The organism is Stappia sp. ES.058 (genome assembly GCF_900105595.1).
Taxonomy (GTDB): domain Bacteria; phylum Pseudomonadota; class Alphaproteobacteria; order Rhizobiales; family Stappiaceae; genus Stappia.
Genome location: NZ_LT629784.1, coordinates 1536716 through 1550559 on the forward strand (window position 1 = coordinate 1536716; position 13844 = coordinate 1550559).

General features: G+C 63.8%; 13 protein-coding genes. 11 read left to right on the forward strand and 2 right to left on the reverse strand.

The window, feature by feature from the left end; all coding sequences use genetic code 11:
- Positions 1-157 precede the first annotated feature (157 nt).
- The 3 genes from rocF to BLU32_RS07130 all read left to right on the forward strand — a co-directional run bounded on the left by rocF (position 158) and on the right by BLU32_RS07130 (position 3235).
- Positions 158-1111, forward strand: coding sequence for an arginase (gene rocF, locus BLU32_RS07120; protein ID WP_093810705.1), 954 nt, complete (start codon positions 158-160; stop codon positions 1109-1111).
- 61 nt (positions 1112-1172) lie between these two features.
- Positions 1173-2384 (forward strand): ornithine--oxo-acid transaminase, encoded by a 1212-nt coding sequence (gene rocD, locus BLU32_RS07125; protein ID WP_093805665.1) that lies wholly within the window; start codon positions 1173-1175, stop codon positions 2382-2384.
- A 77-nt stretch (positions 2385-2461) separates the two neighbouring features.
- Entirely contained in the window at positions 2462-3235 is a 774-nt protein-coding gene (locus BLU32_RS07130) for a sterol desaturase family protein (RefSeq protein WP_093805667.1), read from the forward strand.
- A gap of 36 nt (positions 3236-3271) precedes the next feature.
- On the opposite strand, the gene BLU32_RS07135 is transcribed toward BLU32_RS07130, so the two are convergent.
- Positions 3272-3799 carry a DUF6653 family protein gene (locus BLU32_RS07135; protein WP_197673708.1) on the reverse strand — a complete coding sequence of 176 codons (528 nt, stop codon included), beginning with the start codon at positions 3797-3799 and terminating at the stop codon, positions 3272-3274.
- A gap of 248 nt (positions 3800-4047) precedes the next feature.
- Positions 4048-5853: an alpha/beta hydrolase gene (locus BLU32_RS07140; RefSeq protein WP_093805671.1), complete on the reverse strand. Its 1806-nt coding sequence runs from the start codon at positions 5851-5853 to the stop codon at positions 4048-4050.
- Positions 5854-6070: 217 nt separating this feature from the next.
- On the opposite strand from BLU32_RS07140, the gene BLU32_RS07145 reads away from it, so the two are divergent.
- From BLU32_RS07145 to BLU32_RS07175, 8 genes are all read left to right on the forward strand, one after another.
- Entirely contained in the window at positions 6071-6535 is a 465-nt protein-coding gene (locus BLU32_RS07145) for a hypothetical protein (protein ID WP_157727553.1), read from the forward strand.
- Between the two features lie 88 nt (positions 6536-6623).
- A complete protein-coding gene (locus tag BLU32_RS07150) occupies positions 6624-7841 on the forward strand; it encodes an LL-diaminopimelate aminotransferase (protein WP_093805675.1) in 1218 nt (405 codons plus the stop codon).
- 53 nt (positions 7842-7894) lie between these two features.
- Positions 7895-9217, forward strand: coding sequence for a homoserine dehydrogenase (locus tag BLU32_RS07155; protein ID WP_093805677.1), 1323 nt, complete (start codon positions 7895-7897; stop codon positions 9215-9217).
- A gap of 31 nt (positions 9218-9248) precedes the next feature.
- Entirely contained in the window at positions 9249-10244 is a 996-nt protein-coding gene (glpX, locus tag BLU32_RS07160) for a class II fructose-bisphosphatase (protein WP_093805679.1), read from the forward strand.
- Between the two features lie 37 nt (positions 10245-10281).
- Complete coding sequence (recJ, locus tag BLU32_RS07165) at positions 10282-12105, forward strand: single-stranded-DNA-specific exonuclease RecJ (RefSeq protein WP_093805681.1); 1824 nt, start codon at positions 10282-10284, stop codon at positions 12103-12105.
- 101 nt (positions 12106-12206) lie between these two features.
- Positions 12207-12410 carry a hypothetical protein gene (locus BLU32_RS21670; RefSeq protein ID WP_157727554.1) on the forward strand — a complete coding sequence of 68 codons (204 nt, stop codon included), beginning with the start codon at positions 12207-12209 and terminating at the stop codon, positions 12408-12410.
- Positions 12411-12507: 97 nt separating this feature from the next.
- The gene (locus tag BLU32_RS07170) at positions 12508-13422 is read left to right on the forward strand and encodes a nitrilase-related carbon-nitrogen hydrolase (protein ID WP_208976991.1); all 915 of its coding nucleotides are present in this window, start codon (positions 12508-12510) and stop codon (positions 13420-13422) included.
- The gene (locus BLU32_RS07175; protein WP_197673709.1) at positions 13419-13814 is read left to right on the forward strand and encodes a DUF423 domain-containing protein; all 396 of its coding nucleotides are present in this window, start codon (positions 13419-13421) and stop codon (positions 13812-13814) included. Before BLU32_RS07170 ends, BLU32_RS07175 begins: the two co-directional genes overlap by 4 nt.
- Positions 13815-13844 lie beyond the last annotated feature (30 nt).

A 13844-nucleotide genomic window follows, 5' to 3' on the forward strand; every position in this document is an offset into this window, starting at 1 on the left:
ATATGTCTTCCACATTGTTCAATTTTGCCTTCGAAAGTGACAATAAATCGACTTTCCGTCAACATCCCGAACGCGCACCCTCAGCCTCGGTTGCCCTTCGCGCGGGAAGCACCTGAGAATGATGGTGCTTGGTCGCGACGAACGGAAAGGTGTGTCGATGCTCAATGAACCAAAACGACCGATTTCCCTGCTTGGGGTTCCGCTCGAGGCGGGGACGGGCCGCCGCGGCGCGGCCATGGGGCCGGCAGCCCTGCGTGTCGCGGATCTGGAAGGGCGTCTTGCGGCGCTCGGATGGCGGGTCGAGGACCTCGGCGATATGGCACCGCTTTCTCCCGCGTCGATCGAGCCGCTGCGTTTCGAAGGCGCGGCGCATGTGCCGGAAACCGTTGCGGCCTGGGTGCGGCCCTTGTGCCAGCGGGCCTATGAAATATCCGCCGCCGGCAATCTGCCGATCTTCCTCGGCGGCGATCATTCGCTGTCGATGGGGTCGGTCAGCGGCGTCGCAAGACACTGGCAGGAGCGGGGCCGCCCGCTGTTCGTGCTGTGGTTAGATGCCCACGCCGATTTCAACACGCCCGAGACCTCGCCCTCCGGCAACATGCACGGCATGTCACTGGCGCTCGCGGCCGGCGAGGCGACGCTTGCTCCGGTCCTGGGCGACACGCCCAGCGCCACCGTGGCGCCGGAGCGCATGTGCGTCTTCGGTGCAAGGTCAATCGATCCGGGCGAGCGCCGCCTGCTGCGCGAGCGTGGCGTCACCGTCTGCGACATGCGCCAGATCGACGAGAACGGCGTGTCTATCCTGATGCGTGAATTCCTGAACAAGGTCAAAGCGGAAAACGGCGTTCTTCATGTATCGCTGGATGTGGATTTCCTCGATCCCGACATTGCGCCGGGCGTGGGAACCACCGTTCCGGGCGGCGCCACCTATCGCGAGGCGCATCTGGTGATGGAGCTGCTCGAGGATGCCGGCGTCACCGTGTCGCTCGATGTGGTGGAACTGAACCCCTTCCTTGACGAGCGCGGCCGCAGCGCGATCGCGCTTGCCGAACTGGTGGCGAGCCTGTTTGGCCAGGATGTCATGGACAGACCCACGCAGGCCTTTGCCTGAGACCTACGCGCCTGCGCCCCAGCAGGCATTTGCATACGACAGATTATCCCGGGAGAAACCGATGAGCCGCATGCCGGAAGACTATATCGCCGCCGAACATCTTCTCGGGGCGCACAACTACAAGCCCATCGACGTGGTGCTGTCGCGAGGCGAGGGCGTCTGGCTCTACGATGTCGACGGCAACCGCTATCTCGATTGCCTTGCAGCCTATTCCGCCGTCAACCAGGGGCACTGCCATCCTGTGATCCGCGACGCGATGGTCGAGCAGGCTTCGAAGCTGACGCTGACCTCGCGCGCCTTTCGCAACGACCAGCTCGCGCCGCTCTACGAGGATCTCGCCCGCCTCACCGGCGCGCACAAGATCCTGCCGATGAACTCCGGCGCGGAAGCGGTGGAAAGCGCGGTCAAGGCGGTGCGCAAATGGGGGTATGAGGTCAAGGGCGTGCCGGAGAACAAGGCCGAGATCATCGTCTGCGACAACAATTTTCACGGGCGCACACTGGGCATCGTCGGCTTTTCGACGGATCCGGCCGCGCGCACCGGCTTCGGACCGTTCGCGCCCGGCTTTCGCGTCGTGCCGTTTGGCGATGCCGCGGCTTTTGAGGCGGCGATCACGCCGAACACGGTCGGTTTTCTGGTGGAGCCGATCCAGGGCGAGGCCGGTATTCTGATCCCGCCGGCCGGATACTTCACGAGGGTTCGCGAACTCTGCACCGACACCAACGTGACGCTCATTCTGGATGAGATCCAGACCGGCCTTGGCCGCACCGGCAAGCTTCTGGCGGAAGAGCATGAAGGTATCGAGGCAGATGTCACGCTGGTCGGCAAGGCCCTGTCGGGGGGCTTTTATCCCGTCTCCGCCGTGCTCTCCAACAGTGAGGTTCTTGGCGTGCTCCAGCCCGGCGAGCACGGCTCGACCTTTGGCGGAAATCCGCTGGCCTGTGCGGTGGCGCGCGCAGCACTCAAGGTGCTGGTCGAGGAAGGCATGATCGAGAACGCGGCGGAGACCGGCGCCTATTTCATGGAAGGTCTCTCGCGCATTCGCTCCAATGCGATTCGCGAAGTGCGCGGGCGCGGTCTCATGCTGGCGGTGGAACTCCATCCGGACGCCGGCGGCGCACGCGCCTATTGCGAGGCGCTGCGCGGCGAGGGGATCCTTGCCAAGGACACGCATGACCACACGATCCGCATTGCGCCGCCCCTGGTTCTGACCCGTGACGATGTCGACTGGGCGCTGGAACGCTTCGACAAGGTGCTGACCCGAACGCGGTAAAGCACAGCCTCAGGACTTGCACCGCGCAATCCAGCGCCCTAAGCACTGGGGTGGCGAAAGGGAGTTCTTGAACCGCGATGCTTGATGTCCTGCTGGAGTTTCTGCCCTTCTATGCGGGTGCTTATGGCATCAACGTCGCGCTGTATTTCGCGACCGGGGCCGTGCTTGTCGCAATCCAGAACCGGCATCCCGAGCGGCGGATCCAGCAAAATCGCCGTGGCGAAAAACGCATGTGGACGGAAATTCGCCAAAGCGTGCTGTCGCTGACGGTGACGGCCGGGTGCCTCGCCGGTGGCGTCTTCGCGTCGGTGAAGGGATGGACCTTCGTCGAGCCGTTGCCGCTGACATGGTGGTCGGCAATCCTGATGTTCGCCGTCTCGGTCGTCGCCTTCGATGCCTGGTTCTACTGGGGGCATCGCCTGATGCACACGAGATGGCTCTACCGGTTTCACGCCGAGCATCACCGCTCGGTAGCGCCGACGGTGTGGAGCACCTACAGCGACAGTCTCGTCGATGCCTTCGTCATGCAGAGCTATTATCTGTGGGCGGTGTTCATCCTGCCGATCCCGGTCGAGGTCCTGATCGTGCATCGGCTGGTCGATCACTTCAACGGAACAATCGGGCATTCGGGGTTCGAGTTCTATGCCTCGCCGCTTGTGCGCCGGCCATCGCCAATGGTCTGCGTGACCTTCCACGATCAGCACCACGCCCATTTTCGCTACAATTTCGCGAATTTCTTTTCCGTCTGGGATCGGCTGTGCGGAACGATCGATCCCCGCTACGACACGGATGTACTCCGGATGGAAGGTCCCGAGACGACCTCGGGCGAGCGTTTCCCGAAGGAGGGATGATCCCGGATCCAGCCTGGAGCCCGTCTGCCGTCGCGGCTACGAGCCCGTCTTGCTGTTCAGGTCATGGTTCGCCTGGTTGTCGTTTTCAGGCACGATAGTCCAGGACCGATAGACCGGGTGGGCATCGCGCATCCGGTCGTACAGTCGCGCCATGCCCTTCAGGAACGCAAGCTTGCCAGCATAGGTGAGAAACGTGCCGACGATCACCGCCGGAACATGCAGCATGACCGCGCCCCACATGCCGATGAAGAAACCGGCGCCTGTAACCAGCGACAGGATCACGGCCTGACGATTGTCGGCCGTGGGGATCGGTACGACGCCCCGGTTGAGCCACACCCGTTCGCCGAATGTTGCGCGCGCGTGCCAGCTGTCGAGCCGTCTGGGGGGCGGAAAAATCCTGGGATTGAGCCAAAGCCACACGCAAACGGCAGCGACGAGACCGCTCGCGACGGGCCAGCCGTACCGGCCGTGCGACCAGACCGCCAGAAACAGGAACGGGAGTGTCGCGAACCGGGTCCAGACGCTCCAGCCGCTGGCGTGGCGTTGCCAGACGTCGGAATCCATACCAAGCAGTCGCAACCGACCGGCGTTCATTGGCCGATAGGCCGTGTGACCCGGTCCGGTTTGCCGTCTCGGCTCCGATGGGATCGGTTTGGGGGTCGTCGGTTTTGGCATAGGCTGCTCTGGTGCTGACCTGGTTCGGATCTCCTGACCGCGGTGCGGAAGATGATGGCCCGACGGACGCAGAAGTCTAGCGCATGGTGACGGTAAACGCCATGCAAAGTCGATTGCATCCCGCGCCAAACGCAGCGTCAGGATGACGCCTTTACATAACTTCCTGGCGCATCTTCCAGCAATTTCATGCGGTTGGCGCCGGGCTTGCGCGCCTTTGCCGTCTTATCGTCATGTGAGCGAATCCAGGCATCCCAGTGCGGCCACCAGGACCCGGGATGTTCCTGGGCCTTGGACAGCCATTTTTCATAATCCCCCTTTGGGGTGGGGCCGGTCCAGAACTGGTATTTGTTTCGTGACGGGGGGTTCACGACGCCGGCGATATGCCCGGAGCCCGACAGCACGAAATCGACGGGTCCGCCGAAGAATTGCGATCCGAGGAACACGGATTCCGCCGGCGCGATGTGATCCTCGCGCGTTGCCAGATTGTAGATCGGGATCTTGACATCGCCGAGATCGAGGCGTTTCCCGGCGATCTCCATCGTGCCCCTGGAGAGGCGGTTTTCCAGATAGCAGCTGCGCAGGTAAAAGGAGTGGTTAGCGGCCGGCATGCGAGTGGAATCGGAGTTCCAGTAGAGGAGGTCGAACGGGAAGGGTTCCTTTCCCTTCAGGTAGTTGTTGACCACATAGGGCCAGATCAGGTCATTGGAGCGCAGCAGGTTGAACGCGGAGGCCATTTTCGAACCGTCGAGATAGCCCTTTTCACCCATGCGCTTTTCCAGCGCCTCGATCTGCTCCTCGTCGACGAAGACCTGCAGATCGCCCGCATGGGTGAAATCGACCTGCGTCGTGAAGAAGGTGGCGGACGCGATCCGCGTGTCTTCGACAGCCGCCATGTAAGCGAGCGTTACGCCCAGAAGCGTTCCTCCGACGCAGTAGCCGATGGCGTTCACCTCTTCCTGACGCGTGGCGCGCTTGATGACGTCCAGCGTTTCCAGGATGCCTTCGCGCATATAGTGCTCGAAGCTCTTTTTCGCCTGATGTTCATCGGGGTTGATCCAGGAAATCACGAAAACGGTGTGCCCCTGGTTTACCGCCCACTGGATGAATGACTTCTCCGGATTGAGGTCGAGGATGTAGAACTTGTTGATCCACGGCGGCACGATCATCAGCGGACGCTTCAAAACGGTCTCTGTGGTCGGCGTATATTGGATCACCTGGCGCACGTCGTTTTGGGCGATCACCTTGCCCGGCGTGATGCCGAGGTTCTTGCCAACCTTGAACTTGGTCGGATCGGACTGGCGAATCTTCAGGTCTCCCTTGCCGGCCTCGATGTCCTCCGCCAGCAGCTTCATGCCGCGCACGAGGTTTTCCCCGTTAGATTCAAGCGTTTCGCGCAGGAGTTCCGGGTTCGTCAGAACGAAATTCGACGGCGACAGCGCGTTGGCGATCTGCTTGACGTAAAAATCCGCCTTGTGCCGGGTGTGCTCGTCGAGGTCTCCCGCATCGACCACCATCTGCTCCGCCCACTGCGATGTGATCAGGTAGATCTGTTTGACGAAGTCGAAGAACTGGTTTTCACTCCATTCGGGGTCACCGAACCGCTTGTCGCGCGGATCCGCGGAGATGGCCGGCGTCGACGCTTCGCCCATCATGCGCTTCAGGGACGAATTCCAGAGATCGATATACTTCGTCCAGAGGCGCCCCTGGGCTTCCATGGCGCGTTGCGGGTCGGACATCCAGTATTCGCTGACTTGCCCCAGGGTCTTGAAGATAACGGTCAGTTCGTCCGTCATCTCGGGCTTTATCTCGCCCTTTTCGCGCGGTTCCACATAGGCGGCCATCGCCTTGCCGGCGTTTTCCACGATGCGGGCGAGATTTTGGGCGAAGGCTTCAGGATTGTTGACGATATAGTGAAGAAGAGGATTCTTGTGGTCGTCCGTCATCCTGATTGCGCCCTCCGCGTGATCGATCCGGGCAAAGTCACGTCGCGCGCCGCCCGGTGGGTGATTTGGTTGCTGTCCCGCCTGCCGGCATATTAGCGCCCTGTGACGCGCTGCTGACAAGTTGGACAAAGCGCTTACAATGTCGTAGACGCCGCAGCGGTTGCAAGCTGATCGCTTGCGGTTTTATCAGGACGGAGCCGATTTGTCGCGAGTGCGCTTGAACAGAGTTGGCCTGGTAATCGTTGTCGCCGGTTTTCTCGGCGGCTGCGCCTATGCGCCGTCGGGCACCTTGTTCGAGGCGCTGGACGGCGGTGATCCCTATGCGTCGCCTGGAACGGCAAGCTCGCCGATGCCGGACGACGGGCTGTCAGCAAACGCCGCCGTTACCGTTGCGGATGACCGGGCGTACCGCGGCGCGCCGGCGCAACAGTCATTGCAATCCGCTGGCTCATCGGCAGAAGCCGCGTCCGTGGGCGTTCTGAGCGGTGCGCCATCGGTGTCGCGCGGGTTGATGTCCTACGAGGAAGCCGAGCAAAAGCGTTTGCGCATGCAGGAGCTTGCGCGTTCACGCGGAACCACTGTGTCGCCGCGGGCGACGACGTCTCTGGAAAAGCTGAAACGGCTCCGGGCCGAACATGCCGACAGGGCCATTCGCGATATCGAGGGGCCTGCGGACGAGTGACATCGCCCGTCCACGAGTTTGCCGATGCGCGCGCCGTGCCGGCCTGATAAAACCCCGGGACGCTGACCGCGCGGGCAAGGATCGGACTATGGAAGAATTTTATCAGACACGGCGCCTGCCACCCTATGTGTTCGAACAGGTGAACCGGCTCAAGGCCAAGGCGCGCGCCGGCGGTGCGGATATCATCGATCTCGGCATGGGCAATCCGGATCTACCAACGCCGAAGCACATTGTCGACAAGCTTACCGAGACGGTGCAGAACCCCAAGACGCACCGCTATTCCTCGTCCAAGGGGATCCCCGGCCTTCGCCGCGCGCAGGCCGCCTATTACGAACGCCGGTTTGGCGTGAAGCTGAACCCGGAAACCCAGGTCGTCGCCACGCTCGGCTCCAAGGAAGGCTTCGCCAACATGGCGCAGGCGATCTCCGCGCCGGGTGACGTCGTTCTGGTTCCCAATCCGAGCTACCCGATCCATGCCTTCGGCTTCCTGATGGCGGGCGCGGTGCTCAGAGCGATTCCCTCAGAGCCGGGCCCGGAGGTGTTTCACGCGCTGGAACGTGCGCTGGTTCACTCCGTGCCCAAGCCCATCGCCATGATCCTCTGCTATCCGGCGAATCCGACTGCTTCGGTCGCGGATATCGAGTTTTACCGGGATGTGGTGGCCTTCGCGAAGAAGCACGACATCTTCGTCCTCTCCGACCTTGCGTACTCGGAGATCTATTTCGGCGAAACGCCGCCGCCGTCCATTCTGGAAGTGCCGGGCGCGAATGATGTCGCCGTGGAATTCACCTCACTGTCGAAGACCTACTCGATGCCGGGCTGGCGCATGGGCTTTGCGGTCGGCAACGAACGGCTGATTTCGGCGCTTGCGCGGGTGAAGTCCTATCTCGACTACGGCGCCTTCACGCCGATCCAGGTGGCGGCCACGGCCGCGCTCAACGGACCGGACGATTGCATCGTCGAGGCGCGGGCGATTTACAGGAAACGCCGCGACACGCTGGTGGAAGCCTTCGGGCGCGCCGGCTGGGAAATTCCCGCGCCGGAAGCGAGCATGTTCGCCTGGGCGCCGATACCGGAAAAATTCCGCCATCTCGGTTCGGTGGAATTCGCCAAGCTTTTGATAGAGCATGCCGACGTTGCCGTTGCGCCCGGGCTTGGTTTCGGCGAATACGGCGACGGTCATGTGCGCATCGCACTGGTGGAAAACGAGCAACGCATTCGCCAGGCGGCCCGGGGGCTGCGGCGCTTCCTTGAAACCGCAGACAAAACGTTGCACAACGTGATCCCCATCGAGGTATCGGGGTAGGCGCGGCGCGTTCGTCGCCTTCGCCTCACGGCTCACAAACGGATTGCGGATTTATGACCACTGAACTGCGCGTCGGCGTCGCGGGCTTGGGGACGGTTGGCGCCTCCCTGTTGCACCTTCTGGAAACCAGATCGTCGGCATTGGCCGCGCGCTGCGGCCGCCCCGTGCGCGTCAGCGCGGTAAGCGCGCGTGATCGCACGCGCGATCGTGGCGCGGATCTGTCCGCCATGGCGTGGTTCGATGATCCGGTGGCGCTGGCGACGTCTTCCGACATCGATGTTTTCGTGGAACTGATCGGCGGCGACAGCGGCCCGGCGGAAGACAGCGTGCGCGCAGCCCTTGCCGCCGGCAAGTCGGTGGTCACCGCCAACAAAGCGCTTCTCGCCAAGCACGGCGTGGCGCTTGCCCGGCTTGCGGAAGACAACAAGGTCAGCCTGTCCTACGAGGCGGCGGTGGCCGGTGGCATTCCGGTGATCAAGACGATGCGCGAGTCCCTCGCCGGAAACGAGATCGAGCGCGTTTATGGCATTCTGAACGGCACCTGCAACTACATCCTGACCCGCATGGAGCAGGACGGTCTGGACTTTTCCGACTGTCTGGCCGATGCTCAGCGTCTGGGCTATGCGGAGGCCGACCCGACCTTTGACATCGAGGGCAACGACACAGCCCACAAGCTGGCGATCCTGACATCGCTGGCCTTCGGGTCGCAGATCAACAGCGAGAAGATCTATCTGGAGGGCATCTCCTCCATCACCCGCGCCGATATCGAGGCGGCGAGCGAGCTTGGCTATCGCATCAAGCTTCTCGGCGTCGCCCAGCGCACCGACAGCGGCATCGAGCAACGCGTGCACCCCACGATGGTGCCCAAGGCCTCGGCCATCGCGCGCATCGACGGGGTGCTGAATGCAATCGCGATCGACGGCGATGCCGTCGGCGAGGTGGTGCTTGTGGGACCTGGAGCCGGCGGCAGCGCAACGGCCTCCGCCGTTCTCGGCGACATCGTCGACGTGGCGCGCGGGCTGTCCGTGCCAACGCTCGGCATGCCGGCACATGAACTCGCCCCCTATCAGGCGGCGCGGATGCGCATGCACGAGGGTGGTTACTACATTCGCCTGGCGGTCTACGACCGATCCGGCGCCTTCGCGGAAATCGCGCAGATCATGGCGGACGAGGGCATTTCGCTTGAATCCATCGTGCAGCGCGACCGCACCCGCATCCACGCCGAGGCGGAGACGCATGGCGATGCGCCGCAGCCGGTCATTCTGACAACCTATGAAACCACGGAAGCCGCCGTGAAACGGGCGCTGGGGACAATCACCGCGAGGAATGTGGTGGCGGGTACGCCTCAGATGATCCGCATCGAAAAGCTCCGTTGACCCCTTGTTGACCCCGATTTGAGGAAATCCGATGTCCACCTCCGACGCCGCGCATAGCGAAGTTCTCGATCGCATCCTGACCCTGGAACTGGCCCGCGTGACGGAACGCGCCGCCGTTGCCGCCGCGCGCCTGCGCGGACGCGGCGACGAAATGTCCGCCGACCAGGCCGCCGTCGATGCCATGCGCCGCGAACTCAACTGTCTGCCGATCGACGGAACGGTGGTCATCGGCGAAGGCGAGCGCGACGAGGCGCCGATGCTTTACATCGGCGAGACGGTCGGAACCGGGCAGGGGCCGGCGGTGGACATTGCGCTCGATCCGCTTGAGGGCACCACGATCTGCGCCAAGAACCTGCCCAACTCGCTTGCCGTGATTGCGCTCGCGCCCAAGGGCGGGCTCTTGAACGCGCCGGACAGCTACATGGACAAGATAGCCATCGGCCCGGGATACCCCTCCGGCGTTGTCGATCTCGACGCGCCGGTGGCGGAAAACATCCAGGCGCTGGCCAAGGCCAAGGGTGTGCCGGTTGGCGAGATCACCGCATGCGTGCTCGACCGCCCGCGCCACGCGCGCCTGATTGAGAACCTGCGTGCCACCGGCGTCTCGGTTCGCCTGATCGGCGACGGCGACGTCGCCGGCATCATTCATGCGACCGATCCGGACGAGACCGGCATCGACATCTACATGGGCATTGGCGGCGCGCCGGAAGGCGTGCTTGCCGCGGCCGCTCTGCGCTGCATCGGCGGCCAGATGCAGGGCCGGCTGGTGATCACCCGCGACGAGCAGGTGGACCGCGCCTACAAGATGGGCATCACCGACATCAAGCGCAAATACACGATGGAAGAGATGGCGACGGGCGACGTGCTCTTTGCAGCGACTGGCGTGACCGACGGCAATTTCCTGCAAGGCGTGCGCTTTGGCCGGGATGCGGTCACAACACATACCGTCGTGATGCGCTCCACCACCGGCACCGTGCGCTATATCAAGGCGCGTCACACGCAGGTCGAGAAATTCCACCTGGATTGAGGCGTATCGCGCCCAAGCCGCAGGACGGACGCCGCGCATGAGTACCCAGTTCCCAAGCGACCGCGAAACGCGCCGGCAGGTTCTGGGGGTCGGGCACTCGGCCGGCGACCGCGTCTGGCGCGAGCGGCTGACCGCCCAGCAGAACGCCACGGCGCTCGCCATTGCGCAGCGCAGCGGCATTCCGGAGATCGTCGCCCGGGTGCTGGCCGCCCGGGACGTGACGATCGACGGCGCCGACGCTTTTCTCGATCCGACGATCAAGGCGCTGATGCCCGACCCGGCCGTCCTGCGGGACCTGGAAGCGGCGGCGGCAAGGGTCGCCGATGCTGTTCAGTCCGGCGATACGATCGCGATCTTCGGTGACTACGACGTTGACGGTGCGACATCCTCCGCGCTGCTGAGCCGGTATCTCTCCGCGCTCGGTATCCGCAATCGCATCCACATTCCCGACCGCATCATTGAAGGCTATGGACCGAACGGCCCCGCGATCCGCATGCTGCGGAAGGAGGGCGCCGGGCTTCTCGTCTGTGTCGATTGCGGCAGCACCTCCTTCGAGGCGTTCGAGGATGCCCGAAGCGTCGGACTGGATGTCGTGGTCCTCGATCACCATCAGGTCGGCGAAGAGCTTCCCCCGACCGTCGCGCTGGTCAATCCCAACCGCCAGGACGATCTCTCCGGCCTCGGCCATCTCGCGGCCGTCGGTGTCACGTTTCTCTTCGTGGTGGGGCTTAATCGCGAGTTGCGCCGCAGGGGGATGTTTCGCGCGCAACGCGAGCCCGATCTCCTTGCGTTGCTCGATCTTGCCGCGGTTGGCACGGTCTGCGACGTGGTTCCGCTGAAGGGCCTGAACCGAGCCTTCGTGCGCAAGGGCATTCTGGCACTTCATTCCCGCGCCAATGTCGGGCTTGCGGCGCTGTGCGATGTTGCGCGGGTGCATGGTCCGCCATCTCCCTATCATCTCGGCTTCCTGGTCGGGCCGCGCATTAATGCGGGCGGGCGCATTGGCGATGCCGCCCTTGGCGCACGCCTGTTGACCACGCACGACATGGACGAGGCGCGAGGTATTGCCGAAACGCTCGACCGGTTGAACGGAGAGCGGCAGGCGCTGGAAGCCATCATGCTGGAGGAGGGCGATGCCCAGGCGCTTGTCTCCGTCGAAGCGAGCGACCCGAGTGTTCTCTTGACCGGGTCCGACGGCTGGCACCCCGGTGTCGTCGGCCTGGTCGCCTCGCGGCTGAAGGACCGCTATCGCCGTCCCGTCTTCGCGATCGCCTATGACGTCGACGGCAAGGGTACCGGGTCGGGGCGCTCCATCCCCGGCGTCGATCTCGGTGCCGCGGTGCGCAAGGCGGTCGACGAGGGCATACTGGAAAAGGGGGGCGGACATGCCATGGCGGCCGGCCTGACCGTGCGGCGCGAGCGGCTCGCAGACCTTTCCGACTTTCTCGATGACGCGTTGGCGGCACAGGTCGGGGTCGCGCGTTCGGAAAACGAACTCAAGATCGACGGCGCTCTGACCGCGTCTGCCGCAAGCACAGCTCTCGTCCACTCCCTGGAGCAGGCGGGCCCCTTCGGCGCAGGGCATCCGGAACCGGTGTTCGCGCTGCCGAGCCACCGCGTGTCTTATGCCGATACGGTGGGCAAGGGCCATGTGCGGTTGACGCTTGCCGACGGCGGTGGCGGCAGCCTGAAGGCGATCGCCTTCAAGGCGGCGGACACGCCGCTTGGAAAGCTGCTCCTGGAGCGGCGCGGCGATCCTTTCCATGTCGCCGGCTGTCTTTCCCTCGACACCTGGCAGGGGCGGGAACGGGTTCAATTTCGCGTTCTCGACGCTGCCGATCCGCGCCAGAGCCGGATGTAGGACATTGGGTCTCCGTCCGCCGGCAACTTTTGCCGCCTATTAACACAACGGAAAGGCTGTCCCCATATCCTGAATATGGATGGTGAATGTGGGATGGAATCATGTCTCCGAGGATGCAATTGCGTCGGTTGATGTCGGATGTCGACCAGGCGGCGGACAATGCGGACCACGCCTTGCAGACGCTGCGGTCGCGCGGTGTTGTCGGTGTCCTGCCTGAAAGGGATCCTGCGGTTACGCCGTTGCGGTCCGGGCTGTTTCTTGCCTCCATGCTGATGGCCGCGAAGGTGCTGTTTTCCCAGGATTGAAGCGTCTGGACCATGCGCGACGGCAATTCGACGCGACGGCTCGATTGTGCGCGGGACGTGCTTGAATTTGGCCGGCAATCCGGTCAGCATCGCCTCCATGAAAATGAAGTCCTTTCGCCTTGCGCTTTGCGCCTACAATCTTTGCTCCGGCGGCGCATCCCGCGATGCTTTTCTCGCTGGCATCGACGCGCGCATGGCCCGCGCAAAAACGGACGGCGCCCGTCTTCTCGTCCTGCCCGAATATCTGAGCGAGGCATTTCTTGCCTGGAAGCCGGACGGTCTTTTGCCGACGCAGGAACTCGGCTGGATGGCGGCGGAGGCGCGCGCACTCCTGCCGCACCTGAACGACCTGGTCGCGAAACACGATATTTCCCTGTTGGCCGGTTCGATGCCCTGGCCCGCGCCGGATGGCGCGGACGGCCACGTGAACCGGGCATTCGCATTGCTGGCGGATGGTCGTGAGATTGTTCACGACAAGCTTGCGCTGACCCCCTTTGAAATGGATCCCGAGACCTGGTTGTTGACGCCCGGCGCGCAGGTGCCGCTGTTCGAGGGCGTGCGCATGGCGATGCTGATCTGCCTCGATATCGAGATGCCTGCGCTCTCCTGCCTGATCGCGCGGGATGCGCCAGATGTGCTGCTGGTGCCGTCGATGACCTCAAGCCTTGCCGGGTATCATCGCGTGTTTGGGTGCGCGAAGGCGCGCGCGGTGGAACTGATGGGCGCGGTTGCCGTGTGTGGCGTCGTGGGCGCCGCTCCCGGCACGACGCAAAACGACACCAATGTCTCAGGTGCCGCGCTCTATCTGCCGTGCGAACCGAGCCTCGGCTACACCGGGATCGGCGGTGAGCTTCAGCCGGTCGACGGCATGGCCGGAGACGAGCCGTTTCTGGTTGTCGATGTGCCGGTCGGGGAAATCCGCAACCTGCGCGCTGGCGGGGCGGAGGTCTGGCCGGGCGCCTGGAGTGCGGCCGGCGTATCACTCCGGAATGCGCGAAAGGATGCGCGATGACCACCGCGGGGTGGGCGCCTTGCCGGCCGAAGGCCATGCCGCTTGTGCTGGCGGGACTGTCCGGCCTGATCGGTGTGGGGATGTCGGCGGCGGCCACGCATTCTCCGGCTGCCGCGCTGCTCGATCCGGCCGCCCGGATGCTTCTCGCCCATGCGTCCCTGTTCCTGTTTCTCAGCCTTGCCGGAGATTTGTCTCCCCGCGTCGCAGGTACGGCGATCTGCTGGATCGCGGCTGTCGGTCTGGCGTTGTTTTGCGGCGATTTGAGTGCGCGCGCCGTCTTCGGGACGCGCCTTTTCGCATTCGCGGCACCGCTTGGCGGCAGCCTGCTGATTCTGGCCTGGGCGGGGCTCGCCTTTGCCGGTGTTGCCGCGCTGGTGCAGCGCAACAGGTGAGAGCGCATGGAACCGTTTTGCCCGCGACGC